At 61.9% G+C, this 25,326-nt stretch carries 22 protein-coding genes; 7 read left to right on the top strand and 15 right to left on the bottom strand.

Annotated elements, in window-relative coordinates:
- Positions 1 to 30 precede the first annotated feature (30 nt).
- Entirely contained in the window at positions 31 to 390 is a 360-nt protein-coding gene (locus AC3IT6_RS16775; RefSeq protein WP_353742734.1) for a DUF6124 family protein, read from the top strand.
- A 142-nt stretch (positions 391 to 532) separates the two neighbouring features.
- On the opposite strand, the gene AC3IT6_RS16770 is transcribed toward AC3IT6_RS16775, so the two are convergent.
- The 3 genes from AC3IT6_RS16770 to AC3IT6_RS16760 form a co-directional block, all read right to left on the bottom strand.
- On the bottom strand, positions 533 to 1,357 hold the full coding sequence (locus tag AC3IT6_RS16770; protein WP_223446533.1) for a response regulator transcription factor: 825 nt from the start codon (positions 1,355 to 1,357) through the stop codon (positions 533 to 535).
- A gap of 158 nt (positions 1,358 to 1,515) precedes the next feature.
- On the bottom strand, positions 1,516 to 1,911 hold the full coding sequence (locus AC3IT6_RS16765; RefSeq protein ID WP_223446535.1) for a VOC family protein: 396 nt from the start codon (positions 1,909 to 1,911) through the stop codon (positions 1,516 to 1,518).
- 23 nt (positions 1,912 to 1,934) lie between these two features.
- Positions 1,935 to 3,164: an MFS transporter gene (locus AC3IT6_RS16760; RefSeq protein ID WP_489351256.1), complete on the bottom strand. Its 1,230-nt coding sequence runs from the start codon at positions 3,162 to 3,164 to the stop codon at positions 1,935 to 1,937.
- A gap of 134 nt (positions 3,165 to 3,298) precedes the next feature.
- Here AC3IT6_RS16760 and AC3IT6_RS16755 point away from each other — a divergent pair, with 134 nt between their 5' ends.
- Positions 3,299 to 4,072 carry an AraC family transcriptional regulator gene (locus tag AC3IT6_RS16755; protein WP_489356597.1) on the top strand — a complete coding sequence of 258 codons (774 nt, stop codon included), beginning with the start codon at positions 3,299 to 3,301 and terminating at the stop codon, positions 4,070 to 4,072.
- A 41-nt stretch (positions 4,073 to 4,113) separates the two neighbouring features.
- Here AC3IT6_RS16755 and phnX read toward each other — a convergent pair whose 3' ends face one another.
- The 5 genes from phnX to AC3IT6_RS16730 form a co-directional block, all read right to left on the bottom strand.
- Positions 4,114 to 4,941, bottom strand: coding sequence for a phosphonoacetaldehyde hydrolase (gene phnX / locus AC3IT6_RS16750; RefSeq protein ID WP_223446538.1), 828 nt, complete (start codon positions 4,939 to 4,941; stop codon positions 4,114 to 4,116).
- Between the two features lie 86 nt (positions 4,942 to 5,027).
- Complete coding sequence (locus tag AC3IT6_RS16745; protein ID WP_489270552.1) at positions 5,028 to 5,900, bottom strand: LysR substrate-binding domain-containing protein; 873 nt, start codon at positions 5,898 to 5,900, stop codon at positions 5,028 to 5,030.
- A gap of 54 nt (positions 5,901 to 5,954) precedes the next feature.
- Positions 5,955 to 7,250, bottom strand: a complete 1,296-nt coding sequence (locus AC3IT6_RS16740) for an MFS transporter (RefSeq protein WP_489327465.1) — start codon at positions 7,248 to 7,250, stop codon at positions 5,955 to 5,957.
- A gap of 131 nt (positions 7,251 to 7,381) precedes the next feature.
- A complete protein-coding gene (psrA, locus tag AC3IT6_RS16735) occupies positions 7,382 to 8,473 on the bottom strand; it encodes an iron-containing alcohol dehydrogenase PsrA (protein ID WP_489351254.1) in 1,092 nt (363 codons plus the stop codon).
- A gap of 196 nt (positions 8,474 to 8,669) precedes the next feature.
- Entirely contained in the window at positions 8,670 to 10,007 is a 1,338-nt protein-coding gene (locus tag AC3IT6_RS16730) for a 2-hydroxycarboxylate transporter family protein (protein ID WP_489351252.1), read from the bottom strand.
- A gap of 128 nt (positions 10,008 to 10,135) precedes the next feature.
- Between AC3IT6_RS16730 and AC3IT6_RS16725 the strand changes: the two genes are divergently transcribed.
- Positions 10,136 to 11,053 carry a LysR substrate-binding domain-containing protein gene (locus AC3IT6_RS16725; protein ID WP_489351250.1) on the top strand — a complete coding sequence of 306 codons (918 nt, stop codon included), beginning with the start codon at positions 10,136 to 10,138 and terminating at the stop codon, positions 11,051 to 11,053.
- Positions 11,054 to 11,176: 123 nt separating this feature from the next.
- On the opposite strand, the gene leuD is transcribed toward AC3IT6_RS16725, so the two are convergent.
- Both leuD and leuC read right to left on the bottom strand, forming a co-directional pair.
- Positions 11,177 to 11,785, bottom strand: a complete 609-nt coding sequence (leuD, locus tag AC3IT6_RS16720) for a 3-isopropylmalate dehydratase small subunit (protein ID WP_489351248.1) — start codon at positions 11,783 to 11,785, stop codon at positions 11,177 to 11,179.
- Between the two features lie 3 nt (positions 11,786 to 11,788).
- Positions 11,789 to 13,210: a 3-isopropylmalate dehydratase large subunit gene (gene leuC, locus AC3IT6_RS16715; RefSeq protein WP_489351246.1), complete on the bottom strand. Its 1,422-nt coding sequence runs from the start codon at positions 13,208 to 13,210 to the stop codon at positions 11,789 to 11,791.
- 252 nt (positions 13,211 to 13,462) lie between these two features.
- On the opposite strand from leuC, the gene AC3IT6_RS16710 reads away from it, so the two are divergent.
- Positions 13,463 to 14,086, top strand: a complete 624-nt coding sequence (locus AC3IT6_RS16710) for an NIPSNAP family protein (RefSeq protein ID WP_489351244.1) — start codon at positions 13,463 to 13,465, stop codon at positions 14,084 to 14,086.
- A 24-nt stretch (positions 14,087 to 14,110) separates the two neighbouring features.
- On the opposite strand, the gene AC3IT6_RS16705 is transcribed toward AC3IT6_RS16710, so the two are convergent.
- The 5 genes from AC3IT6_RS16705 to AC3IT6_RS16685 all read right to left on the bottom strand — a co-directional run bounded on the left by AC3IT6_RS16705 (position 14,111) and on the right by AC3IT6_RS16685 (position 20,709).
- Complete coding sequence (locus tag AC3IT6_RS16705) at positions 14,111 to 15,397, bottom strand: NAD(P)/FAD-dependent oxidoreductase (protein ID WP_489351242.1); 1,287 nt, start codon at positions 15,395 to 15,397, stop codon at positions 14,111 to 14,113.
- A 3-nt stretch (positions 15,398 to 15,400) separates the two neighbouring features.
- A complete protein-coding gene (locus AC3IT6_RS16700; RefSeq protein WP_489351240.1) occupies positions 15,401 to 16,978 on the bottom strand; it encodes an aldehyde dehydrogenase (NADP(+)) in 1,578 nt (525 codons plus the stop codon).
- 107 nt (positions 16,979 to 17,085) lie between these two features.
- Positions 17,086 to 18,033, bottom strand: a complete 948-nt coding sequence (locus AC3IT6_RS16695; protein WP_489351238.1) for a dihydrodipicolinate synthase family protein — start codon at positions 18,031 to 18,033, stop codon at positions 17,086 to 17,088.
- Positions 18,034 to 18,090: 57 nt separating this feature from the next.
- Positions 18,091 to 19,017, bottom strand: a complete 927-nt coding sequence (locus AC3IT6_RS16690; RefSeq protein ID WP_489351236.1) for a 4-hydroxyproline epimerase — start codon at positions 19,015 to 19,017, stop codon at positions 18,091 to 18,093.
- A gap of 45 nt (positions 19,018 to 19,062) precedes the next feature.
- Positions 19,063 to 20,709 carry an APC family permease gene (locus AC3IT6_RS16685; RefSeq protein ID WP_489351234.1) on the bottom strand — a complete coding sequence of 549 codons (1,647 nt, stop codon included), beginning with the start codon at positions 20,707 to 20,709 and terminating at the stop codon, positions 19,063 to 19,065.
- A gap of 187 nt (positions 20,710 to 20,896) precedes the next feature.
- Here AC3IT6_RS16685 and AC3IT6_RS16680 point away from each other — a divergent pair, with 187 nt between their 5' ends.
- The 3 genes from AC3IT6_RS16680 to AC3IT6_RS16670 all read left to right on the top strand — a co-directional run bounded on the left by AC3IT6_RS16680 (position 20,897) and on the right by AC3IT6_RS16670 (position 25,320).
- The gene (locus tag AC3IT6_RS16680) at positions 20,897 to 21,691 is read left to right on the top strand and encodes a PAS domain-containing protein (protein WP_489351232.1); all 795 of its coding nucleotides are present in this window, start codon (positions 20,897 to 20,899) and stop codon (positions 21,689 to 21,691) included.
- 76 nt (positions 21,692 to 21,767) lie between these two features.
- Positions 21,768 to 22,148 (top strand): RidA family protein, encoded by a 381-nt coding sequence (locus AC3IT6_RS16675; protein ID WP_008021538.1) that lies wholly within the window; start codon positions 21,768 to 21,770, stop codon positions 22,146 to 22,148.
- Between the two features lie 1,183 nt (positions 22,149 to 23,331).
- Positions 23,332 to 25,320, top strand: coding sequence for a peptidase U32 family protein (locus tag AC3IT6_RS16670; RefSeq protein ID WP_056728097.1), 1,989 nt, complete (start codon positions 23,332 to 23,334; stop codon positions 25,318 to 25,320).
- Positions 25,321 to 25,326: the final 6 nt, after the last annotated feature.

The following is a 25,326-nucleotide window of genomic DNA, read 5'->3' as shown; positions in this document are numbered from 1 at the left end:
GGCTCCTTTTACGATGTAAGGAGTTTCACTATGTTCAAAGTCACACCCAACCCGCCGGACACCGATCCGGCATCCCCATATGAAAGCCTCGACTCCAAAAAACTCCACGAAGCCGCCGAGCGCGCCCTCGATCATTACCTAAACCCCGGCCCTGCGATCATGGCCACCCCGCGCACACCCAGCACGATGTTCATCGTCAATCCCGATCTCAGTGCCGAAACCTTGCTGGTGCACGCGTGTGAATCGCTGGCGTCGGCCAATGTCATGGCCAACGATCTGGTCGATCATCTGGAGGGGACGAGCCGCAATGCGCTGTTGGGCATCGCGCAGGTGATCATGCTGGGGGAGTTAGCGGTGAACCGGGCACTGGATCAGCTTGATCCGCCCTGAACACAATCTCCGGATCACCGATAGACCTGTGGGAGCGGGCTTGCTCGCGAAGGCGGTGTGTCAGGCAACTTATGTGTCGGCTGAAATATCGCTTTCGCGAGCAAGCCCGCTCCCACAGGGGGTTTCTGTTAACCGACAGGTATCAGGCTTGCAGCCTGAGGCCGGGCGCCTGCAACGGATCTTCCGTCAACTCCCGAATAAACAACCCCAGCAACTCCGACTGGCTGCCAATCCCCAGCTTGGCGTAGATGTTCTTGCGATGAATCTTCACCGTGCCAGGGCTGATGTTCAGTTGTTCGGCGACCGAGGCGCTGGAGTGGCCGCGCAGCAACAGTTGCACAATCTCCTGCTCGCGCCCGGTGAGGATGTGCGCGCCGAACTGGTCGAAGGCTTCGCGGATCTTGAAGTCCAGGTCCTGCGCCGGACGCGGCTCCTGAGCCTGACGCAAGCGCCAGGCTTCATTGATGACTTGTTCGACCACCGCTTGCGCACACTCGACCAATTGCATTTCGTCCCGGCTGAATGCACAGCTGGCGCTGGATCGCATCAACGACAATACCGCCGTGGCGCCACCGCCGAGGTCGACGAAGAACGCCACTTCCTCGGCCAGACCCGTCTGCTGGTAATAGGTCAGGAAGTACTCGCCGAGGTAGAAGTGGTCGGGGGCGAACTGGCGCAGACGCCACAGCCCCGGCGCCTGCCCGCGTGTACAGGCCAGGTAGAACGGATCGAGCAGGTAGGGCCCGCACTGATAGTCGTCGACATACACCGCCCGCTTGTCCGCCGAGAACGTATCGAACAACGCCAGTGGCCGGTGATTGCCCTCGTAGACGAACAACACGAAATGATCGACCGGGCAGATTTGCCGAAGCCAATGGCTCAACCCCGACAGCCGCGCATGCCCGGCAGGCAGGTCGAGCAGGTGGGCGACACCGGTGGTCCAGAGTTTCAGTTCCTTGGGGCGCATGGCGGCTACAGGTAGAAGAGGATGGCCATTGGATGCACAAAGTACGCCATGGCGGGTGGCCCCGTGTGGAGCGGGGTGGCGCACGGCAAGGCGTTTAAAAGACGCACTGCATTGGGGCCGGGTGTTACCGAGTGCTACAGGGTTGGTAGCAGAAATGATCAGGCGGTTGAGTTTTGCTGAACGATCTGGATGAGATTGCCGCAGGTGTCGTCCAGTACCGCGAGGGTGACCGGTCCCATCACCGTCGGCGGGCGGGTGAATTGCACGCCGGCGGCGCTGAGCCGGGCATATTCGGCTTGCACGTCTTCGACGCCGAAAAATGTGCAGGGAATGCCATCCTGCTTGATCGCGCTCTGGAACGTCTTTGCCGCGCCGTGGGCATTGGGCTCCAGCAGCAGTTCGACACCTTCGGGATCGCCGGGAGAGGTCAGCGTCAGCCAGCGATGTTCGCCCATGGGGATATCGTGCTTGAGTTCAAAACCGAGCACATCCCGGTAGAAGGCAAGCGCCTTGGCCTGATCATCGACGAGCACGCTGGTGACTACGATTTTCATGGGGGTTTCCTCCTGATGGCTATTCACGCTCCCGACGAGCGTTGTCCAGTAGACGGCAACAGTATGGTCAGAATTCCCAGCAACGGCAGGAACGAACACAAGGTGTAGACATATTCGATGCCATGAATATCCGCCAGGTGCCCCAGCAGCGCGGCACCGATCCCGCCAAAACCGAACATCAGGCCGAAGAACACCCCGGCGATCATGCCGACGTTGCCGGGCACCAGTTCCTGGGCGAAGACCACGATGGCCGAGAACGCCGAGGCGAGGATGAAGCCGATGATCATGCTCAGCACGCCTGTCCAGAACAGGTCGACGTAGGGCAGGGCGAGGGTGAAGGGCGCGGCGCCGAGGATCGAGAACCAGATCACCCGCTTGCGGCCGATCCGGTCGCCGATCGGGCCGCCAAAGAACGTGCCCGCCGCGACGGCGCCAAGAAACAGGAACAGGTACAGCTGCGAACTGGCCACCGACAGGTCGAATTTCTCGATCAGGTAGAAGGTGAAGTAACTGGTGAAGCTGGCCATGTAGAAGTATTTGGAGAACACCAGCGACGCCAGCACCACAAGGGCGAAGGTCACCCGGCGTTTCGACAGGCCGTGGGTGGCCTTGCTGCCTTGCTTGAGCTTGAACAGGCTTAGGTGATTGCGGTACCAGCGGCTCAGACCGTATTGCACGAGGATGGCGAACACCGCGAACAGGCCGAACCAGGCGACGTTGCCCTGGCCGTAGGGAATGATGATCGCGGCGGCCAGCAAGGGGCCGAAGGCGCTACCGGCGTTGCCACCGACCTGAAAGGTCGACTGTGCCAGGCCGTAGCGCCCACCCGAGGCCAGCCGCGCCACCCGCGAGGTCTCAGGGTGAAAGGTCGACGAGCCAACCCCCACCAGCGCCGAGGCCACGAGAATCGCCGGGAAGCTGCCGACCATCGACAGCATCAGAATACCGATCAGGGTGCAGACCATGCCCGCCGGCAACAGCCAGGGCTTGGGATGCCGGTCGGTGTAGAAACCGATCCACGGTTGCAGCAGTGAAGCGGTGAGCTGGAAGGTCAGTGTGATCAGGCCGACCTGGGTGAAGCTCAGGCCATAGCTGGCCTTGAGCATCGGGTAGATCGACGGCAGCACGGCCTGGATCAGGTCGTTGATCAGGTGCGCCAGCGCGCAGGCGCCGATGACGCGCATGACCAGGGGGCTGGCCTGGCTGGCCACCGAAGCGGTGGATGAGGGTGAACTGAGGGTGGTGGTCGACATGGGCGATCTTCCGGATAAATAACGCGAACTGCGAACGCAAGGCGCAGCCAATTTCAGGGTTCGGCGTTATCCTAGGGGCCTCAAGGGCGCCCGTCTCACGCAATTCGGACATGGACCATCGCAAAAAGGGCGTCATCATCAAACCATTACAGGCATTTCTTGCGGAGATCGACCAGGGCGGCTGGAGCGTACGCAGCAGTGCGACCGACTACCCGGAAAACTGGTTCATTCCGCCGCACTCCCATGAAAAGCACCAGCTGATCTATGCCATCGAAGGCGTGATGGTGGTGCACACGGCCATCAGCCAATGGACGGTGCCGCCGAGCCGTGGCATCTGGATGCCCAGTGGAGAAGTGCACTCGATTCGCTGTGTGGGGGCGATCAAGATGCGCAGCGTTTTCGTGCGCCCTGACCCGGGCCTGGATCTGCCCGCCGAAACCCGGGCGGTGAGTGTTTCCGCATTGTTGAGCGAGCTGATCAAGGTCTCGGTCGATTTCGACTTTGCCTGTGAGCCGGATTCGCGGGAAGCCCGGGTGCTGCGGCTGATCCTGGATGAACTGACGATCCTGCCGACCTTGCCCTTGAACCTGCCGCAGCCCGCCGATCAACGTATCAACCTGATTTGTAGCGCGTTGCAGCGTGATCCCGGGGATGGCTCGACGCTGTCGGACTGGAGCGCCCGCTTGAGCCTCGACGCCAAAACCATCCAGCGCAGGTTTCGCAAGGAAACCGGCATGACCTTCGGCCAATGGCGCCAGCAAGCGCGATTGCTGCTGGCGCTGGAACGAATAGCCGTAGGGGAGAAGATCATCGACATCGCCGGGGAGCTGGGATACGACAGCCCGAGTGCGTTCACGACCATGTTCAAGAAGCAGTTCGGCAAGACGCCGAGTGATTTTTTCAAGTGAGGCGGCCGCCCGTGGGACGGCCGCTTGACGCCTGAGTCAGCTCAGGATCCCTGCGGTGTTTCACCTCGCGCCAGTCGCGCATTGATATCTTCGATGACCGCCGGCAGATCGACGATGGTGTCGATCAGGTAGTGCGGGCGGGAGCCTTCGAACATCTTGACGATGCGCGCCCGTTCACTGTCCAGCCTGTCGGAGGGCAGGGCCTTGTATTGCTCGTAGGTCAAGCCCAGGGCATTGCCGGAACAGGTCAGCGCCACCGTCCACATCCCGGCGGCACGGCCTTCGAGAATGCCGGGCCAGGTGTCGTCGACCTTGACGCAGGCGGCGACGTCGCTGATCCCCAGGGCAATCACGTTGGCCAGGGCCTGGGCCGGGTAGGGGCGGCCGTTCGGCACCTCGTCGGTGGCCACCACATGGTCGGCCACGTAGCCATTGTGTCGCGCCAGTTCGACCACTTTTTCCATGACCACGGCCGGGTAACCGGAGCAGGAACCGATTTTCAGGCCCTTGTCGCGCAAGGCATCGATGGTGTTCAGCGCGCCGGGAATCAGGGCCGAGTGCAGGGCGATTTTCTCGATCTGCAGTGGCATGAACCGTTCGTACAGTGCGGTGACATCGTCATCGGTCGGCAGGCGGTCAAACACCGCACGGTAGCGTTCGGCGATCTGCGGTTGATTGCACAGGGTGCGGATGTGATCCCACTTGCCCATGCCCATCGGGCCTCGCGCTTCTTCCAGTGAAACGGCGACGCCGAACTCGGCAAAGGCTTCGACGAAAATCTGCGTGGGGGCGAAGGAGCCGAAATCGACAACGGTGCCGGCCCAGTCCAGGACCACGGCTTGCAGTTGGCTCGGTTGTTGGTAGTTCATGGTATTTCTCCATTTTTTGTTGTGGGCAGGCCGTCCCTCCTGTCGCCAGGAAGTAGGCCTGTGGATTGCTCAAGGGTGAGACGAAATCAGGTGGCCGGGGTCGGGCTCGAGTCGAACAGCTCCGCGATCATTGGCCGGTTTCGGCGAATGCCCAGGCAGCACAGGTGGTAGTCGATGGAAAACGGGTGATTGACGAAGGTGATCGGTTTGGTGCCCGGGGTTTCGGCGTACTCGACGGCCGAGACGAAACCGATGCCGATGCCCTTGGCGATGGCATGCACGATGGCCTCGCGGCTGTTCAACTGCATGACGCAGTTCAGCGCGACGCCCAGTTGCTTGCAGCTTTCCTCCACCAGTTGACGAGTACGGGAGCTTTTTTCCCGCAGCACCCATTTCTCCTCGCTGATCTGCTCGACATGCACTTCTTTCTGCCGGGCCCAGGGATGGTCGTCACGCACCACGGCAATGATCGGGTAGCGCCGGTAGAGCTGTGTGTCAAAACGCTGGTCGAATTCGGACAGGGCCAGGATCGCCACATCGATATCGAAGTTGAACAGGCGATCCAGGGTCTCTTTTTCCGGGGAGAACGAGGTTTCCAGCTCGATGTCCGGATGCCGTTGCATCAGTTCGTAGGTCAGGTTCATGGCAATCGGCGGCGACACCGCGCCCAGGCGCAGCATGCCGGTCTTGCGTTGCTTGAAACTTTGCAGCAATTGCACGGCTTCATCCTCCTGGCCGAACAGGCCCTGGGTGATCGCATAGAGCTGGTGCCCGGCGGCACTCATTTCGATAAAGCGGCCGCGGCGGTGGAACAGTTCCACGGAAAACTTCTTTTCCAGGGCGTTGACCTGCTCACTGACCGTGGGCTGGCCGACGCTCAAATACTCGGCGGCGAGGGTGAAGCTGCCGGTCTTGGCCACCGCATGAAATGAACGTAGCCACTTGTGGTACTGGTACATAGACGATCCTGTTCCTGAGCCGCTGCCATTGATTCAATCTGTCCGGCCGGGCAATCAACGCCTTATGAACAGCGCCACCGACGCGCTGCAGAGACAGGCAGCGGTGACCACGATGAAGATCAGCGAGGTGTTGCCGGTACTGTCGAGCATACTGCCGATCAGCGGTTCCGCCAGGCCGGCGAACAGGTAGGACGAGAAGTTCATCACCCCGGTCGCGGTGCCGGCGCGCTTGGCGCCCACCAGGTCCGGGCACAGCGCCCAGAAGCTGGAAGCGGGGCCGTACACGAAGAAACCGCAGAGGAACAACGCCACAAGACCAGTTGCGCTGTGGGGGGCAAGGGTCCACATCCACATACTGGTCGCCGCGCCGAGGAACATGTAGAGCATGATCGCCAGGTAGCGTTTGGAGCCGAACAGCTTGTCCGAGATCCAGCCGTTGCTCAGTGCGCCGATGGCCATGCCGACGGGAAGGGCCACGGTGATCCACTTCGGATCGATCATGCTGTCGCCGGTCTTCCAGTTGGCACCCAGGAAGTGCACCGGCACCCAGACGATCAAACCGTAGCGGGCAGCGTTCTGGAAGCCCAGGGACACGGCGGCGATGATCAGGCGGAAGTTTTTCAGAACGGCTTTATAACGCTGCGCGGAAGTTTCGACTTCGCCCTGGGCCACTTCATGGCTTTTGTCCTCGGCGTTGGCCACACCGGTGTCGGCAGGCGGTTCGAAACCCAGGTCTTGCGGACGCTCGCGGGCCACCAGGTAGAAGATGATGCCGCCCGCCAGCATGAGCAACACGGGCAGGCGGAAGATCCAGCGCCACTCCAGATGCATCACTTCCAGCACGACGATCGAAGTCACGTAGGACAGCACCGACGCGCAGCCGGCCGCGAACACATAGAAACCGTAGACCTTGCCGCGTTCGCCCGCGCTCCACCAGTTGGAGATCAGCCGACTGCCCGGTGCCCAGCCCAATGCCTGGAAGTAGCCATTGATGCCCCAAGGCAAAATCAACGCGGCAAAGTTGCTGGCGAAGCTCGTCACCCAGTTGGCGCCGCAGGACAGCACGGCGCCCATGGTCATGATGCGTCGGCCACCAAATTTGTCGGCGAGGTTTCCGTTGATGGCCTGGCCAATCGCGTAGGCCCAGAGCATGGCGGCCGATACCCAGCCAAGGTGCTCTTTGGTAAAGCCGAACTCGGCCTGGATACCGGGGATGGCGAAACCGAACGTTTGTCGCCCGGTATAGAAAAACAGATAGCAAAACATGGCTGCCAGCAGCATGCGCCACTGGGCGACGCGAAACGATGCAGTGTGTACGGCGAGACCTGGCATGGTTTGGGCACGATTCATGATCTTTTCCTTATTCTTGTTCGGTCCCTGCGAGTTGCATCGCAGGGTGCACTCTTTTTCAGGTGCAGCAGGAAATCGTCGCGGCTCGTTACGCCGCTGGCAGTGTAGTGTCTTTGGGGGGCTGGCGAGCCCTAGGCCGCTCGTGAGCCGATGAAGTTCTTGCCGCGTGCGCCCTGCAGGGCGAAATCGATCATGGTTCGGGCCTCTTCGGCCGTCACGCCGTAGTCGGCGAACTCGGTTTTCACCTCCAGGCTGTGCAGGAAGGCGCGCAATCGGGCCTGGGCTTTATCCAGGTCTGGCCCGAAAACCCGTTGCAGGGTCTTGTCGCGCGTCTCGTCGTGGCCCCAGGCAAGGCCCAACACCAGTGGCAGGGTGAAGGAGCAGGCAATGCCGTGGGGCAAGCCGTAGTGCAAGGTCATCTCATAGGAAATGGAGTGGGCCAGCGCGGTCTTGGTGTTGGAGAACGCCATGCCGGCCTTGAGTGCGGCGAGGGCCATTCGTGAGCGCAGTTCCTGATTGGACAGGTCCCGCCGCAGCAAGGGCAGGCATTCGAGGATGTCCTCGATGGCAGAGATGGCGAAGGTGTCGGAAAGCGGGTTGGCGTTGATGTTCCAGATCGACTCCAGTGCGTGGGACAGTGCATCCAGCCCGGTGGAAACGGTGACGCTGGCCGGCACCGTGAGCATCAATTGCGGATCGATGATGGCGACGCGAGGCCAGGTACAGTCCAGGTGCAGCGAGTACTTCTTGTGGTTGGCCGCGTCCCAGATCGTCGCCCAGGGCGTGACCTCACTGCCGGTGCCCGCCGTGGTCGGCGCTGCGATCAGCTGTTTACTGCGAACCGGGACGAAGGGTTTACCGCTTGCCAGCAAGGCCAGCAGCTCATCGAAGCGCCCTGATTCGGTGCCGACAATCAGTGCCTTGGCGGTGTCGATGGCACTGCCGCCACCGACGGCAATCACGACATGGCAATCGCCGGCCTCTTGCCAGAAACGTTCATAGGTCGCGCGAAGTTGCGCGACATCGGGATTGGGCTGGACATCTTCGATCACGTAGACCAAGCGTTCGCCCAGCAACGCTTGAAGGCGATCCACCAGCCCCAGGCCACGGGCTTCGGGAAAGGTCACGACGGCAACGTTCTGGTGTTCGGTGATGGCGGCAAGCTCTTGCAGGCTGCCCCAGCCGAAGCGGGTATCCACTGGATTGTGAAATCGGGCGGTCATGGCGGGTCCTTGGTTTTTGTTGTTGGAAGTGGTGCCATGCTCGCGGTCCACGGACTGCTGCACAAATCGATAATTCGAAGGTTTGAATCGGCTGGGCCGATAACGGCCAATCGGGAGGAGGGTGTCGCAGACAGCAAAACACCGGCGCCGGGCCGGTGTTGATTGCACTTGGAACTACCGGATGGACGGCTCGGCTTCAAACAAAAATCCGCAGCAATATCGTCGCCAGAATCACCGTCGAAGCCCCGCCAATGCGCGTGGAGATTTGCGCGAACGGCATCAGCGACATACGGTTGGAAGCCGACAGGATCGCCACGTCCCCGGTACCGCCCAGGCCGCTGTGGCAGCAGGTCACGATGGCCGATTCGATGGGGTACATCTTCATCAGGTTGCCGATGAAGAAGCCGGCTACGGTCATCGACACCACCACCGAGACGCACACCAGCACATAGCCGACCGAGAACACTTTGACCACGCTGTCCAGCGGCACATAGAGCATGCCCAGACCGATCATGACTGGCCAGATGAACGCCGATGACACCAGTTTGTAAAAGCTGTTGGCGCCTTTCTCGAGTTTCTCCGGCAGCACCCGAATGTACTTAAACAGCACCGCCGCGAGAATCATCATCACCGGACCGGGAATGCCCACGACTTTTTCCAGCAGGCCGCCGAGGACGAAGAACGCGCAGATCACCAGCACCCCGGCACCCATGACGCGGAAGTCGACGATAGCGCCTGTGTTTTCCTTGACCTGGAACTGGTCATTTTCGGCTTTGGCGCGAATCAGCGAGCCTTCACCATTGATGGTCGGGCGTTTCAGCGCCAGACGAGCGAGAAAACCGGCACAGATGATCGCCACGATGTTGCCGACCACCGCGGCCGGTGCCAGTTGAGCCACGTAGATATCCGGCGTGCCGCCGAGGATCGCCGAGTAGGCCAGCGACAGGGGCAGAATCCCTTCGCCGATCCCGCCGCCAATGATCGGCACGATGATGAAAAAGAACGTGTGGTGGAAGCTGTAGCCGACCAGCTTGCCAACGATCAACCCGCTGGCAACGGCGGCCAGGGTGCCGACGAGCAAGGGAATGAACATCCGCAGCATGCCCTGGACCAGAATGAAGCGACTCATGCCCAGAATGCTGCCGACCACCAGGCTGGCGATCACGAAGTACAGGAAGTTGGCTTCCTTCATCAGCATTTTGGTGGCGTCGATTGTCGCTGGCCCGAAGAAGCCGTAGAACACCAGGATCGATGGCAGCATCAGGCACAGGATGGCACCGCCGCCGATTTCCTTGAGGATCGGCAGGCGCGAGCCCATTTGGCCGAAGAACACACCCATGGTCATGATCACGGCGAGCCCGCCGATCATGTTTTTGGGCAGGAAGCCCAAATGGGCCGAGAGATAAACGATGACCGCGATGCCGAGAAAGACCGGCAGTGGGATGACGCCGATTTCGTAGGCGCACAGGTTGCGCAGACGTTGCACGAAACCGCCATCGGGGACGTTCAGGGATTGCTCATAGGGCTTGTTCATGTCGCGCTTTCCTCATGTTGTTTTTATCGAGGATTCAGAAACCACGGTTGGCCGGGGATGGATTGCCACTCGGTAGATCGATGGTATCCTTCGCCAATAACGCAATAAACAGCGAAAGTATGAGGCGTATGAACACGAATCGTGATCAATTTCCCTTGCCTGAAGACCTCAAGGTTTTCCTCACCGTCGTTCGAAAAAACGGCTTCGCCAGCGCTGCCGAGGAGCTGGGGTATTCCCCGGCGTACATCAGCAAACGCATTTCCGTGCTGGAAACCACGCTCTCGACCCGCCTGCTGCACCGCACCACACGGCGCATCGCGCTGACTGACGACGGCGAGCGGGTGCGGGTGTGGGCGGAGAAGTTGCTCGGTGACTTCGATGACTTCGTCGGCGAAATATCCCAGGCGCGGCAACAGCCGATGGGCTCGCTGCACATTTGCAGCAGCTTCGGTTTCGGGCGTAACCATGTGGCACCGGCGATCTGCGAGCTATCGCAAACCTATCCCAGGCTTGAATTGCGCCTGGACGTGTTCGATCGCGTGGTCGACATCGTCGGCGAGGGCTTCGATCTGGAAATCCGTGTGGGTGATGACCTGCCGGGCCAGCACCTGGGACGCAAACTGGTGAGCAACCGGCGGGTGCTGTGTGCGACGCCCGAGTACCTGGAGCGCAGGGGTGTGCCGCAATCGCTGGCGGACTTGAAAGACCACGATTGTCTGGTGCTCAAGGAGCGCAACAACGCATTCGGCGTGTGGAGCCTGACGAAGAACGGGCAGGAAGAATCGGTACGCGTCAGCGGGCCGTTATCGTCCAACAACGGTGAGATCGTGTTGCAGTGGGCCCTGAGTGGCGGAGGGATCCTGTTGCGCTCGATGTGGGATGTGAAGCCGATGCTGGAGCAGGGGCGACTGGTGCAGGTGCTGCACGATTACACCCAGAGCGCCAACGTCTGGGCGGTGTACCCGACGCGGTTGAGCGAGTCGGCCAAGCTGCGGGTTTGCGTGGAGTTTTTGGAAGAATATTTTCGTCATCTGTCGGTTGAATGAGCCACCGGCGTCTCTGTAGGAGCGAGCCTGCTCGCGATGGATTCAAGAGCGCCGCGTTTAGCCAATAAACACGCGTTATCGTTAACGACCATCGCGAGCAGGCTCGCTCCTACAAAGTCCTTATCAGTTCAACCAGGGGTTTTCCGCCAGTTGCCGGGCCTCGAACTGGAGAATCTGCTCCGCACGTTGCAACGTAGTGCCAATGGCATCCAGCCCCAGCAGCAGCGATTGCTTGCGCAGTTGATCGATCTCGAACGGGATCACGCTACCGTCTGCCAATTCGATGCTTTGCTCCGGCAGATTGACGCGGATTCGAGCCGTTGCCGGGTTGTTGATCAACGCGGCAATCTGCTTGAGTTGAACCTCGGTCAGCTGGATCGCCAGCACGCCATTGCGTTGGCAGTTGTCGTAGAAAATACCGGCGAAGCTGGTGCCGATCAGTGCCCGGATGCCCACCTGCTTCAGGCCCCAGACCGCGTGCTCGCGGCTCGAACCACAGCCGAAATTGGGACCCACCACCAGGAACGCAGCCTCGCTCCAGGCCGGTTGGTTGAGGATGAACTCGAGATTGGGTTCACCGGTTTCAAGGAACCTCAAGTCAAAGAACAGGCCCCGGTCCAGGCCCTTGCGATCAATTCCTTTCAGGAACTGCTTGGGCATGATCACGTCGGTGTCGATGTTGGAGGCCAGAAGCGGGGCGGCGCTGCCGCTGACGATATCGAAAGATTGCATGGTTCAAGCCTCCAGCGCGAAGGTGCGCACGTCGGTCAGGTGCCCGGTAATAGCTGCGGCGGCGACCATGGCCGGGCTCATCAAATGGGTGCGCGCACCGGCGCCTTGCCGGCCTTCGAAGTTGCGGTTGGTGCTTGAGGCGCAGCGATCACCGGGGGCGAGCACGTCGTCATTCATCGCCAGGCACATCGAACAGCCCGACTGGCGCCATTCAAACCCAGCATCGAGAAAGATCTGCGCCAGTCCTTCGTCTTCGGCCTGATGACGTACCAGTGTCGAACCGGGCACGATCATCGCCCGCACGTGCGACGCCACCCGTTTGCCGCGCACGACGCGGGCGACATCGCGCAGGTCCTCGATGCGGGCGTTGGTGCAGGAGCCGATGAAAGCGTGGCTGATCACCACGTCGCTGAGTGGCATGCCCGGTGCCAGCCCCATGTAGTTCAGGGCGCGTTGCATGCCCTGGCGCAGGATCAGGTCCGGCTGCGTGGCCGGGTCCGGCACATGCCCGCCCACCGGTGCGGCCTGATCGGGGCTGGTGCCCCAGGTGACCATGGGTTCCAGCGTCCCTACATCCAGGGTGACTTCGCGATCGAACACCGCACCTTCGTCGCTGTGCAGGCCGCGCCATTTTGCGACGGCCTGTTCCCACAGTTCGCCTTGAGGTGCACGGGGCTTGTGTTGCAGGTAGGCGAAGACCTTGTCATCGGGGGCCATGAACGCGCCTCGGGCGCCTGCCTCGACGGCCATGTTGCAGATGGTCATGCGCGCTTCGACGCTGAGGTCGCTGATCGCCGGGCCGGCGAATTCGATGGCATAGCCCGTGGCACCGGAAGCGCCGATTTTTTCGATCAGGGCCATGATGATGTCCTTGGACGTCACGCCCGTACCGAGTACACCGTTAACCGTCACGCGCATTGTCTTCAGGCGCTTATAGACCAGGGTTTGCGAGGCCAGCAGGTGTTCGATTTCCGAGGTGCCAATGCCGAAACCGAAGGCACCGAGGGCACCGTAGGTGGTGGTGTGGCTGTCGCCGGCGGCAACGACCATGCCGGGCAGGATAAAGCCTTGTTCGGGGGCCACGACGTGCTCGATGCCCTGGCGCTTGTCCAGCACGTCGAACAGTTCGATACCGAAGTCGCGGCAGTTTTCTTCGAAGTAAGACACCTGACGAGCGCCGCCAGCATCCGGCATGGCGGCAGTGCGTGTCGGCGCCGTGGGATTGACGTGGTCGACGACCGCCAGGGTCGCGCCCGGGCGCCATGCTTTGCGACCGGCTTCGCGCATGCCACTGAAGGCTTGCGGGCTGGTGTATTCGTTGGCGACCTGGCGGTCGATGTACAAAAGCACATGGCCCTGATCGTCGAGGGCGCATACGGTGTGACTGTCGATGTGTTTTTGGTAGAGCGTTCTAGGGCTGTGCATGGAGTGGGCTCTTTTTGTCATGCGAGATCACGGAAACGTGTGCCCACAGCATATTCGTCGCCATTTCTGCATCAAGCGCCTTTAAGTGAAGGCATTGAACACGTGATGTGAATGATCTAGCGCTGCCCAACGTAAAGAAACTACCTAGAACACTGCGGCAAATGCCGTTGCCGATGGGGTTCGTCTCAATATCCCGCCGGCGGGGGCTGCCCTAGGCTGTGTGCTTTTGGCAAACCGGTGGGCGGAGTCGCTATGCGTTTATTTGAACTGATCACTTTTACCGTACGCGTGCGCACAGTGGCCGATGCGCTGGTACGCATCGAGGCTGAATTGGCGAAGCCGGAAGTCGGCGGGGTGTTGATGGGCTGCTGGGCCTCGGAGATCGGCCAGTTGAACCAGATCACCGTGCTGCGTGGCTACGCCGACGAACACCTGAGGCAAGCGGAGCGCGAGCGTTTTCTGCTGGGGGGCGGGGCGTTTGGCATCAACGAATGGATCACCGATCTGCGCATCGAAAACTACACGCTGTTTCCCTTCCTCGAACCCTTGAGCGCAGGGCAGCACGGTCCATTCTACGAGCTGCGCGTCAACGACCTGGTCAGCAGCGGCTTGCAACCCACTCTCGATGGCTGGAGCAAAGCCATCGAAGCGCGAACCGCTGAACAGTATTCGCCGGTGTACGCGGCGTTCTACGCCACCGACGGTGCGCTGCCGCGCCATCTGCACATCTGGCCCTGGACCACCCTGGAACAGCGCCTGCAAGTGCGCACCCAAGCGGTCGCCGACGGCGTCTGGCCGCCGGAAAACTCCGGCCCGCAACTGCGCGACATGCGCTCGACGATCTACCTGCCCGCGAAGTTCTCGCCCTTGCAATGACGAGGGCTCGGCTCGACCGGGGCCTCAGAAACGATCCAGCCGGTACGGCGCAGTCGCCGGCAGGCCGTGAGGCTGGGCGTCGGTCAAAGGCGAGGCCATCTGCGCGATCATTTCCGCCGTGACCGCCGCCTGGGTCAACCCCAGATGCTGATGGCCGAAGGCGAGCAGGACCTTGCCGTCACACACCCGGTCAATGATCGGCAGGGAGTCGGGCAGGGACGGGCGGAAACCCATCCACGGCGTGGCGGCTTCAGCGCTCAGGTCGCGTTTGAACAGGCCTTTGCTCAGGCGGTGTAACTGCCAGGCGCGCTCCATGGTCGGTGGGCATTCGAGACCGGCGAATTCAACGGTGCCGGCCAGGCGCAGCCCGTCTGCCATCGGCGTCATGATGAACTTGCGCTCCAGCGAGGTGACGGCAAACGGCAAGCGTTCGTGCTCGTGGGGCAGCATCAGGTGATAGCCGCGCTCGGTGTCCAGTGGCACTTTTTTGCCGGTTAGCGCGGCGGTGAGCCTGGCGGAATGGGCGCCGCAGGCAATCAGTACTTGTCGACTGCTGACGTGGCCTTGATCGGTGATCAACGACACGCCGTGTTCATTCAATTGCCCGCCCTCGACCCGCTGCTTGAGGAATTGCACGCCGCTGCTTTTGGCCGCGTGGACCAGTTCGCTGACTACCTGGAAGGGATCGAGAAAATGCCCGGTGCGCGGGAAGAACAACCCGCCCTGGATCTGCTCGCTGAGTTGCGGCGCCGCGTCGCGTACCGCCTTGGCCTGCCAGAAATCCACCGGCACTTGCTGCTGGCGCATGCGTGCCTGTAGCGCTTCGATGGTCTGTTGCGAGTCGGCGCGCTCGAACACCAGCAACGAGCCGTCTTCCTTGAGCAACCCGGGGCGCTCGATGGTCTCCAGCAAGCGGTGCCAGGCACCCAGGCTGCTTTCATTGAGCGCGCGGATGCCGGCCACAGTGCGCTGGAACGGTGCCGGGCGCAGGTTGAGCAACAGGCGCATGAACCAGGGCAGGGCCCGGGGCATGTATTTCCAGTCCAGGCGCAGCGGGCCCATCGGGTCCATGAGCATGGCGGGCAGGCGTTTGAGGATCGACAGGTCGGCGATGGGGAACACCTGCTCGGTGGCCAGGTGCCCGGCATTGCCGAACGAGGCGCCACGGCCGGGTTCCTGTTGATCGATGACCACCACCCGCCGGCCCTGGCGTGCCAGGCGCAGGGCGCAGGCGACGCCGATGATCCCGGCGCCGATCACCGTAACGTCTGCCTCGGCGTTGGGGCTGTTGAAAAGGGAGTTGTTGGGCATGGCCTAGGCTTCTCTCTGGCCGTCGAGCAGGCGACGCAACTGCAACGGGTTGCCGTGCTTGAGGGCGGCCGGCAACAAGGCGTCCGGGAAGTCCTGATAGCAGACCGGGCGCAGGAACCGCAGGATCGCCGCGGTGCCGACCGAAGTGGTGCGCGCATCGGACGTCGCCGGGAACGGGCCGCCATGGACCATGGCATCGCACACCTCGACCCCGGTCGGCCAGCCATTGACCAACAGGCGCCCGGCCTTGCGCTCCAGTATCGGCAGCAAGGTTTTGGCGCTCTCCACGTCGGCATCGTCCAGGTGCAGGGTGGCGGTCAACTGGCCTTCCAGGTGTTCGATGACCTGGCGGATTTGCTCGTCGTTGGCACATTGCACGATCAGCGACGCGGCGCCGAACATTTCCGCCTGCAACGCCGGGTCGGCGAGAAACTCACTGGCCTGGGTGACGAACAGGTGGGCCTGGCACTGGTTCGGGGTTTCGCCCTTCAGGCCGGCGGCCACTGCGTCAGCGTGGGCATGCTCGGCCAGCGCGCCGACGCCGGCCTCGTAGGCCTTGAAAATGCCGGGGGTGAGCATGGTCTGCGCCGGGCTGCGCTGTAGCAGTTGCGCAGCCGTCTGGATGAAGTGCTCAAGGGCTGGGCCTTGGCGGGCAATCACCAGACCCGGGTTGGTGCAGAACTGGCCGGCGCCCTGGGTGAGGGAAACGACGAAGCCTTGCGCCAGGGCTTCGGCTCGCGATTGCAGGGCCGCGGGGAACAGCAAGACCGGGTTGATCGAGCTCATTTCCGCATACACCGGGATCGGCTCGGGACGCGCCTGGGCCGCGTTGCACAAGGCGATGCCGCCGCTGCGCGAGCCGGTGAAACCCACGGCCTTGATACGCGGATCGGTGACCAGGGCAATGCCCACTTCGCGGCCGGAGCCGTACAACAGCGAAAACACGCCTTCGTGCAGCCCGCAAAGTTTGACCGCACGGGCCACGGCGCGGCCCACCAGTTCGCTGGTGCCGGGGTGTGCGCTGTGGGCCTTGACGATCACCGGGCAACCGGCGGCCAGCGCCGACGCGGTGTCGCCGCCGGCGACGGAGAAGGCCAGGGGAAAGTTGCTGGCGCCGAACACCGCCACCGGGCCGAGCGGCACCTGACGCTGACGCAGGTCCGGACGGGGCAGGGGCTGGCGTTCCGGCTGCGCGGAGTCGACCCGTACATCCAGCCATTCGCCTGCGCGTACAGTGCGGGCAAAGGTGCGCAGTTGCTGGCAAGTGCGGCCCCGTTCACCCTGGATGCGCGGGCGCGGCAGACCGGTCTCGGCCACGGCGCGGTCGATCAATTCATCGCCGAGGGCTTCGATTTCGCTGGCGATGGTTTCGAGGAATTCGGCGCGGGCCTCCAGGGACGTCGCGCGATAGCTGTCCAGGGCACTCCACGCCAGGGCGCAGGCCTGTTCGACGTGTTCGCCGCTGCCACCGTGATAGGCCGGTTCAAGGGGGAGATCAGTAGTGGGGTCGATGCCGCGGATCGCTTCGCGGTTACCGGCGATGGCCTGCTGGCCGATCAACATGTTGCCTGTCAGAGTCATGGTCATTCCTGAAAAAAAGAGGGGGGGCGTTTGTGAATAAAACGCCGTACCGCCGTGGGCGAAAATAAAGGCGGCGCGCATTGGCACGCCGCTGTACAGGCTGGATGTCAGACGAAGTTTTGCTCGGCCGACCACTGCTCGTACCACTGGCGGAACAGCGTGTACTGGTTCTCGGCATAACGACGCTGGGCATCGCTGAGCGCATCGGTCTCGTTGAAGTGCAGGGTGTATTCCTTGTCGCCATTGAGCACCATCAGGTGCTTGTAGTAGAGCACCAGGTCGCAGCCCTCATCGAAGGACGACAGCACCGCCAGTGCCGATTCCAGTTCCCGCGCCTGACGACGGGCCTTGGCATCGCCCTTGGCCGCTTGTTTGCTCAAGGCCACCAGGCGCAACACTTCGCGCGGCAGTGCGTTGCCGATGCCGGTGATGGCGCCGGTGGCGTTGCAGTTGACGAAACCGTGGACCACCTGGGTGTCGACACCGACCATCAGGGTCACGTCATCGTCCTTGGAGGTGATGTGTTCGGCGGCGTAGCGCAGGTCAGCGGCACCGCCGAATTCCTTGAAGCCGATCAGGTTCGGGTACTCGCGACGCAGTTCGAAGAACAGGTCGGCGCGGGTGGCGAAGCCGTAGTAAGGGCTGTTGTAGATCACCGCCGGCAGGCCTGGGGCGGCCTGGAGGATCGCGGCGAAGTGGGCTTTTTGCGCGGTGGCCGAAGCGCCGCGAGACAGCACGCGAGGGATGACCATCAAGCCATGGGCGCCGACTTTGGCCGCGTGTGCCGCATGCGACACCGCTTCGCGGCTGTTGACGGCACCGGTGCCGACGATGGTCGGAACGCCGGCGGCCACCAGGCGCGCCACGCCTTCCTGACGCTCGGCTTCGGTCAGCAGCGGCCAGTCACCCATGGAGCCGCAATACACCACCGCGCTCATGCCGATGTCGATCAGCTCGCGACCCTTGGCCACCAGTGCGTCGAAGTCCGGCTTGCGCTCGGCGGTGCATGGGGTCATCAGTGCAGGGATGCAGCCAGTGAAGATGTTGTCGCTCATTGTGTTGTCACTCCTGGAAGCGTTCATTCAGCTCGGGTTAGGGAAAAGGCGCGGGGCTCAAATGCCCCACGCAAAGGGGTCCTGTTCGTCGATCAGCAAGGTGCTGTCGGCGGTCATGCAGGCGCGGCCGGTGATGAAAGGGATGATGCGTTCGCCTGCCCATTCATAGCTGCCGACGAATTGGCTGGCGGTGATGCTGGCCTGGACCCAGCGTTCACCGGCGGCCAGTTTTCCATCGGCTGCCAGGCATGCCAGTTTTGCGCTGGTGCCAGTCCCGCAGGGCGAGCGGTCGTAGGCCTTGCCGGGGCACATGACGAAGTTGCGGCTGTCGGCGTGATCGTCGTCGGCAAACAGTTCGATGTGGTCGATCAGTGCGCCGTCTTCACCGTGGATGCCCTGAGCCTCGAGGGCCTTGAGCATTGCCCAGGTGTACTCGGTGAGGAACTCGACGTTGTCCATGTGCAACGCCTGACCGTGATCGGACACCAGGAAAAACCAGTTGCCGCCCCAGGCGATGTCGCCGTACACGCGGCCATGCCCCGGCACTTCGACCGGCACCTGTTGGCGGTAGCGGTAGGCGGGCACGTTGCGCAGGGTGACGTTGCCGTCCTCATGCAACGTGGCGCTGACCGGGCCGACCGGCGTATCGATCTTGTGCTCGCCGGGCTGGATGTGCCCCAGGTAATGCAGCGAGTTGACCAGGCCGATGGTGCCGTGACCGCACATGCCGAGGTAGCCGGCGTTGTTGAAGAAGATCACGCCGCAGGTGGCATCCGGCGACACCGGTTCGCAGTACAACGCACCCACCAGCACATCGTTGCCACGGGGCTCCAGCAGGCAGGCGCGACGCCATTGGTCATGCTGCTCGCGCAGGACATCGCGCTTCTCGGCCATGGTCCGGCCAGGCAACTGGGGCAGGCCCGACATCACCAGGCGAGTCGGTTCGCCGCCGGTGTGGGAATCAATGACATGTACTTTTTTCATAAACCTTTCCATTGGAAAAACTCAGAGGTTTTGCTGGCCTGAATCTCAGCGTGAAGTCTGGACGGAGGCACCAATCGGGCGCTGGTCTGTGGCTGTGCCGCTGTAAACGGGAGCGGCTTCGTCTTCACCGTCCTCGTCTTCCAGGCGAACCAGATGTGCCGGCACGCCGGTGGCCGCGCCCCAGTAGTAGATGCCCATCGCGCAGGCCGCCACGACCACGGTGTCGAAAGGATGGGTCAGTACGCCCATGCCGCCGAAGCTGCCGAGCCAGGACAGCACGATGGTCACGGCATAGAAGCCGATCAGCCATGCCGAAGAGCGCACTTGCTGGGCCAGGCTCAGGTGTTGGGTCGGCACGAAACGTCCGCACAGCAGGTACACCACGAACATCAGGATCTGCAGGCCGAGCAGCCAGGACACGGTGCTCCAGCCGGACCAGTAGACGATCAGCGCGGCGATGATGAACGACACAGGGCCCAGGACACCCATGCGCTTGACCTTGAACGGTCGCGGCATGTCTGGTGCATTGCGGCGCAGGGCGGCCACCGACACCGGGGCCACGGCGTAGCTCAACACCAGCGCGGCGGAGACCACGTTGATCAGGGCTTCCCAGGAAGGGAAGGGCAGGGTCCAGAACACCGACAGGGCGAAGGTCAGCCACAGCGCCGGACGCGGGATGCCGGACTTTTCGTCGATACGGGTGAAGACCTTGAAGAAGGTGCCGGTTTGCGCCCAGCCGTAGATCACTCGTGGGGTGGCGTTCATGTAGATGTTGCCGCAACCGCTGGGGGAGATCACCGCGTCGGCCACCACCAGATAAGCCAGCCAGCCCACACCCAATGCCAGGGCGATGTCGCGGTAGGGCAGGGCCAGTTCCTTGGCGACGCCGGCCCAACCGTTGGCGAGCATTTCGGTGGGCACGCCGCCGAGGAACGCCACTTGCAACAGCACATAGATGGCAGTGGAGAGCAGCACGGAGAGGATCAGTGCAATCGGGATGGTGCGTTGCGGATTCTTCACTTCGCTGGCCACCGAGATGATCGGTGTCAGCCCCAGGTAGGCGAAGATGATGCCGCCGGCGGACACCGCCATCTCGACACCGGACAGCCCGAACGGCATGAAGCCCTGGGACTGGAAGTTCTGCGGTTTGAAGAAGGTGAACAGCACGCCGATCACCAGCAACGGCACGATGAACTTGAACAGGCTGATCAGGTTGTTGGCCTTGGCGAAGGTTTTCACGCTGTAGTAGTTGAGCATGAAGAACAGGCACAGCAGGCCGAACTGCACCAGCCAGCCAAGCGCTGTTGGATTGCTGGAACCGGCCTGGGTCAATGCGGGAAACCATGCAGCGGCATACTGGCGCGCGGCGACCACCTCGATGGCCACCAGGCTGGAAAACGCGATCAGCGTGATGAAGCCCATCAGGTAGCCCAGCAGCGGGCCGTGGGAGTAAACCGGGTAGCGAATCACGCCGCCGGCTCGGGGCAATGCGGCGCCGAGTTCGCAGTAGACGATGCCCAGCAGCAGCACCGCAAAACCGCCCAGCAGCCAGGAAAAGATCCCCGCCGGCCCCGCGATGGCTGAGACGTGACTGGCTGCGAACAGCCAGCCGGAGCCGAAGATGGCCCCCAGTCCGATAAACGTAAGGTCTATCAACGAAAGTTGTTTTTTGAACTTGCCTTGGCCTGACATGGCATCGCCTTCTTGTGAGTTATTGGATAGGCAGGTGTGCACTTCAAGACGCCCCGGTCGGTTTTGCCGAGGAGGGCGGTGGCCATAGAGTGAACTTGGCGGCGTGCCCGCGATTGATGTTTTCCTTGGGTGTCGATGACGAAATCAGCACAATGGGCAGATGCCGATCATTGGGAGAAACAGGTAGATGACTCAGGATGCGTTTGCGCTGTTGTGCCAGGGCGACGACTCGAACCGCCCCGAATCCATCGAGCAACTGCTGGCAGGTGTTGCGCTGTTGTTGCCCATGCTGGATGTCATTCCGAATGCGGCGATCTTCATCAAGGATGTGCAGGCGCGCTATGTCATGGCCAATCGCACGCTGGTGCAGCGCTGTGGTTTGAAGCAGCTCAAGCCGCTACTGGGGAAAACCAGCGCCGAGGTGTTTCCCGAACAATTGGGGCCCGGTTACACCGAGCAGGACCGGCGTGTGCTGGAGCAGGGTCTGGTGCTGGAGGACCAGCTGGAGTTGCATTTGTACGGCAGCCGCGAACCGGGCTGGTGCCTGACCCATAAGCGACCACTGTATAACCGCCGCAATGAAATCATCGGTCTGGCGGGTATTTCGGTCGACCTGCAATCGGCCAGTGACACGCACCCGGCGTACCAGCGCCTGGCGGCGGTGGACGAGCACATTCGCGCGCATTTCAACCAGCGCGTTACCCTGGGCGAGTTGACGCGCATCGCCGGTATTTCCGTGGCGCAACTGGAACGCTACTGCAAGCGCGTGTTCCATTTGACGCCACGGCAAATGATCCAGAAGGTGCGCCTGGAGCACGCCCATCGACTGCTCCTCACGGATCTGCCGATCACCGAGGTCGCCCTGCAATGCGGTTATACCGACCACAGTGCGTTCACCCGGCAGTTCAAGGCATCGACCGGTTTCACCCCGCGCCAGTACCGCCAGGCCACCGGTCACGAGCAGCCGCCCGGGCTGGATTAGCGACGCGCTGCGAATGGCCCTGTAAACTGGCCGCGCAAAAGGCGCCAGCCTCATCACTTCAAGCAAGAGAGTCCTCATGGCAAACCACGACCTGACCTTTACCCCCGATCCCGATGCGGATTCGATTTCCTCCGACGTCGTTGGTTTCGGCGGCGTGCTGGTCTCCACCCAGATCCCCACCCGCGCCGATGGCAGCCTGGAACTGGGCGACATCACCCTGCAAAGCGAATGCACTCTGCAAGCGCTGAAAGTCGCGCTGGAGCGTGCCGGCAGTTCCATGGACCGCGTGATGCACCTGACCATCTACCTCACCGACATGGCCGACCGCGCCGCGTTCAACGAAGTCTACAAGCGCTACTTCGCCAAGCCATGGCCAGTGCGCGCTGCTGTCGGGGTTGCCTCGTTGGCAGTGGAAGGCATGCGCGTGGAAGTGACCGCGATGGCGGCCAAGGCCTGATCTCAGCCAGGCATACACACAACCCTGTGGGAGCGGGCTTGCTCGCGAAGGCGGAGTGTCAGCTTGCACAGGTATTGACTGACCCAGCGCTTTCGCGAGCAAGCCCGCTCCCACAGTTGAATGTTGTTGTGCACAAATTCTGCGTACGACGTAAAACCCTTTGTGGGAGCGGGCTTGCTCGCGAAGACGGAGTGTCAGCTTGCACAGGTATTGACTGACCCAGCGCTTTCGCGGGCAAGCCCGCTCCCACAGTTGAATGTTGTTGTGCACAAATTCTGCGTACGACGTAAAACCCTTTGTGGGAGCGGGCTTGCTCGCGAAGGCGGAGTGTCAGCTTGCACAGGTATTGACTGACCCAGCGCTTTCGCGAGCAAGCCCGCTCCCACAGTTGAATGTTGTTGTGCACAAATTCTGCGTACGACGTAAAACCCTTTGTGGGAGCGGGCTTGCTCGCGAAGGCGGAGTGTCAGCTTGCACAAGTATTGACTGACCCAGCGCTTTCGCGAGCAAGCCCGCTCCCACAGTTGAATGTTGTTGTGCACAAATTCTGCGTACGACGTAAAACCCTTTGTGGGAGCGGGCTTGCTCGCGAAGACGGAGTGTCAGCTTGCACAGGTATTGACTGACCCAGCGCTTTCGCGAGCAAGCCCGCTCCCACAGTTGAATGTTGTTGTGCACAAATTCTGCGTACGACGTAAAACCCTTTGTGGGAGCGGGCTTGCTCGCGAAGGCGGAGTGTCAGCTTGCACAGGTATTGACTGACCCAGCGCTTTCGCGAGCAAGCCCGCTCCCACAGTTGAATGTTGTTGTGCACAAATTCTGCGTACGACGTAAAACCCTTTGTGGGAGCGGGCTTGCTCGCGAAGACGGAGTGTCAGCTTGCACAGGTATTGACTGACCCAGCGCTTTCGCGAGCAAGCCCGCTCCCACAGTTGAATGTTGTTGTGCACAAATTCTGCGTACGACGTAAAACCCTTTGTGGGAGCGGGCTTGCTCGCGAAGGCGGAGTGTCAGCTTGCACAGGTATTGACTGACCCAGCGCTTTCGCGGGCAAGCCCGCTCCCACAGGGGTTGAGGCACGCCAGGCCTGCCCGAAACGCCACCCGGCAGCATACGGGTGCCGGTCAGGCGTTTCGCCGCTACAATGCACGCCTCGACCGTGACAAGCCTGACTAAAAAAATTATGTCTTTGCCCAAACATCACCTGGAATTGCTCAGCCCTGCCCGCGATGTCGCCATCGCCCGCGAGGCCATCCTGCATGGCGCCGATGCCATCTACATCGGTGGCCCGAGCTTCGGCGCCCGCCACAATGCCTGCAACGAAGTGAGCGATATCGCCCAGTTGGTGGAATTCGCCCGTCGCTACCACGCCCGGGTGTTCACCACCATCAATACCATCCTGCACGACAACGAACTGGAGCCGGCCCGCAAGCTGATCCACCAGTTGTACGACGCCGGCGTCGATGCGCTGATCGTCCAGGACCTGGGGGTGATGGAGCTGGACATTCCGCCGATCGAACTGCACGCCAGTACCCAGACTGATATCCGTACCCTGGAGCGGGCGAAGTTCCTCGATCAGGCCGGCTTCTCGCAACTGGTGCTGGCCCGCGAGCTCAACCTCCAGGAGATCCGTGCCATCGCCGACGAAACCGACGCGGCCATCGAGTTCTTTATCCATGGCGCGTTGTGCGTGGCGTTTTCCGGTCAGTGCAATATTTCCCACGCGCAAACCGGGCGCAGCGCCAACCGTGGCGATTGCTCCCAGGCTTGCCGTCTGCCGTACACCCTCAAGGACGAAAAGGGTGGCGTGATCGCCTACGAAAAGCACCTGCTGTCGATGAAGGACAACAACCAGAGCGCCAACATCCGCGCCCTGGTCGAGGCCGGCGTGCGTTCGTTCAAGATCGAAGGTCGCTACAAGGACATGGGCTATGTGAAAAACATCACTGCCTACTACCGCCAGCGCCTCGACGCCGTGCTCGAAGACCGTCCGGACCTGGCCCGCGCCTCCAGCGGCCGCACTGCGCACTTCTTCCTGCCCGATCCGGAAAAAACCTTCCACCGTGGCAGCACCGATTACTTCGTCACTGACCGCAAGATCGATATCGGCGCCTTTGACTCGCCGACCTTCACCGGTCTGCCAGTGGGAGTGGTCGAGAAGGTCGCCAAGCGTGACATGCAGGTCGTGACGCACGAGCCGCTGTCCAACGGCGATGGCCTCAATGTGCTGGTCAAGCGTGAAGTGGTGGGTTTTCGCGCCAACATCGCCGAACCCAAAGGCGAGTTCGAGGAGGACGGCGAGAAGCGCTATCGCTATCGCGTCGAGCCCAATGAGATGCCGGAGGGGATGTACAAGCTGCGCCCCAACCATCCGCTGAATCGCAATCTGGATCACAACTGGCAACAGGCGCTGCAAAAGACCTCTGCCGAGCGTCGCATCGCCCTGAACTGGGTCGCTCGCCTGCGTGAAGACCAGCTGGAACTGACCGCTACCAGTGAAGAGGGCATCAGCGCCAGCGTCACCCTGGCCGGCCCGTTCGGTGCCGCGAACAAGCCGGAACAGGCGCTGGAGCAATTGCAGGATCTGCTCGGCCAACTGGGTACCACGCAGTACCACGCCATCGACATCAAGCTGGACGCGCCGCAGGCGTACTTCATCCCGAACTCGCAGCTCAAGGCCTTGCGCCGCGAAGTGATTGAAGCCTTGACCGAAGCGCGGATCGCCGCCCACCCGCGGGGCAGCCGCAAGGCCGAGACCACGCCGCCGCCGGTGTACCCGGATTCGCACCTGTCGTTCCTGGCCAACGTCTACAACCAGAAGGCCCGGGACTTCTATCACCGCCACGGTGTCAAGCTGATCGACGCGGCCTACGAGGCCCACGAGGAAACCGGCGAGGTGCCGGTGATGATCACCAAGCACTGCCTGCGATTCTCCTTCAACCTGTGCCCGAAACAGGCCAAGGGCGTGACTGGCGTGCGCACCAAGGTCGCGCCGATGCAATTGATCCACGGCGATGAAGTGCTGACGCTGAAGTTCGACTGCAAGCCTTGCGAGATGCACATCATCGGCAAGATGAAAGGCCACATCCTCAACCTGCCGCAACCGGGCAGCGTGGTCGGTCACATCAGCCCCGAAGACCTGCTCAAGACCATCCCGCGCGCACCGCACTGAGTGGCC

Source organism: Pseudomonas sp. KH_017 (assembly GCF_057840285.1).
The sequence above is the reverse complement of the archived record's forward strand: the minus strand, read 5'-3'. Positions and strand labels throughout refer to the sequence as shown.

Bases quoted from the DNA above. Each gene is read 5' to 3' on its own strand.
- AC3IT6_RS16770 (WP_223446533.1), bottom strand. From the start codon at position 1,357: ATGCGCCCCAAGGAACTGAAACTCTGGACCACCGGTGTCGCCCACCTG.
- AC3IT6_RS16765 (WP_223446535.1), bottom strand. From the start codon at position 1,911: ATGAAAATCGTAGTCACCAGCGTGCTCGTCGATGATCAGGCCAAGGCG.
- AC3IT6_RS16730 (WP_489351252.1), bottom strand. From the start codon at position 10,007: ATGAACAAGCCCTATGAGCAATCCCTGAACGTCCCCGATGGCGGTTTC.
- AC3IT6_RS16760 (WP_489351256.1), bottom strand. From the start codon at position 3,164: ATGTCGACCACCACCCTCAGTTCACCCTCATCCACCGCTTCGGTGGCC.
- AC3IT6_RS16740 (WP_489327465.1), bottom strand. From the start codon at position 7,250: ATGAATCGTGCCCAAACCATGCCAGGTCTCGCCGTACACACTGCATCG.
- psrA (WP_489351254.1), bottom strand. From the start codon at position 8,473: ATGACCGCCCGATTTCACAATCCAGTGGATACCCGCTTCGGCTGGGGC.
- AC3IT6_RS16670 (WP_056728097.1), top strand. From the start codon at position 23,332: ATGTCTTTGCCCAAACATCACCTGGAATTGCTCAGCCCTGCCCGCGAT.
- AC3IT6_RS16680 (WP_489351232.1), top strand. From the start codon at position 20,897: ATGACTCAGGATGCGTTTGCGCTGTTGTGCCAGGGCGACGACTCGAAC.
- AC3IT6_RS16745 (WP_489270552.1), bottom strand. From the start codon at position 5,900: ATGTACCAGTACCACAAGTGGCTACGTTCATTTCATGCGGTGGCCAAG.
- AC3IT6_RS16690 (WP_489351236.1), bottom strand. From the start codon at position 19,017: ATGAAAAAAGTACATGTCATTGATTCCCACACCGGCGGCGAACCGACT.
- AC3IT6_RS16685 (WP_489351234.1), bottom strand. From the start codon at position 20,709: ATGTCAGGCCAAGGCAAGTTCAAAAAACAACTTTCGTTGATAGACCTT.
- AC3IT6_RS16725 (WP_489351250.1), top strand. From the start codon at position 10,136: ATGAACACGAATCGTGATCAATTTCCCTTGCCTGAAGACCTCAAGGTT.
- AC3IT6_RS16710 (WP_489351244.1), top strand. From the start codon at position 13,463: ATGCGTTTATTTGAACTGATCACTTTTACCGTACGCGTGCGCACAGTG.
- AC3IT6_RS16775 (WP_353742734.1), top strand. From the start codon at position 31: ATGTTCAAAGTCACACCCAACCCGCCGGACACCGATCCGGCATCCCCA.
- leuD (WP_489351248.1), bottom strand. From the start codon at position 11,785: ATGCAATCTTTCGATATCGTCAGCGGCAGCGCCGCCCCGCTTCTGGCC.
- AC3IT6_RS16695 (WP_489351238.1), bottom strand. From the start codon at position 18,033: ATGAGCGACAACATCTTCACTGGCTGCATCCCTGCACTGATGACCCCA.
- leuC (WP_489351246.1), bottom strand. From the start codon at position 13,210: ATGCACAGCCCTAGAACGCTCTACCAAAAACACATCGACAGTCACACC.
- AC3IT6_RS16705 (WP_489351242.1), bottom strand. From the start codon at position 15,397: ATGCCCAACAACTCCCTTTTCAACAGCCCCAACGCCGAGGCAGACGTT.
- phnX (WP_223446538.1), bottom strand. From the start codon at position 4,941: ATGAACTACCAACAACCGAGCCAACTGCAAGCCGTGGTCCTGGACTGG.
- AC3IT6_RS16700 (WP_489351240.1), bottom strand. From the start codon at position 16,978: ATGACTCTGACAGGCAACATGTTGATCGGCCAGCAGGCCATCGCCGGT.
- AC3IT6_RS16675 (WP_008021538.1), top strand. From the start codon at position 21,768: ATGGCAAACCACGACCTGACCTTTACCCCCGATCCCGATGCGGATTCG.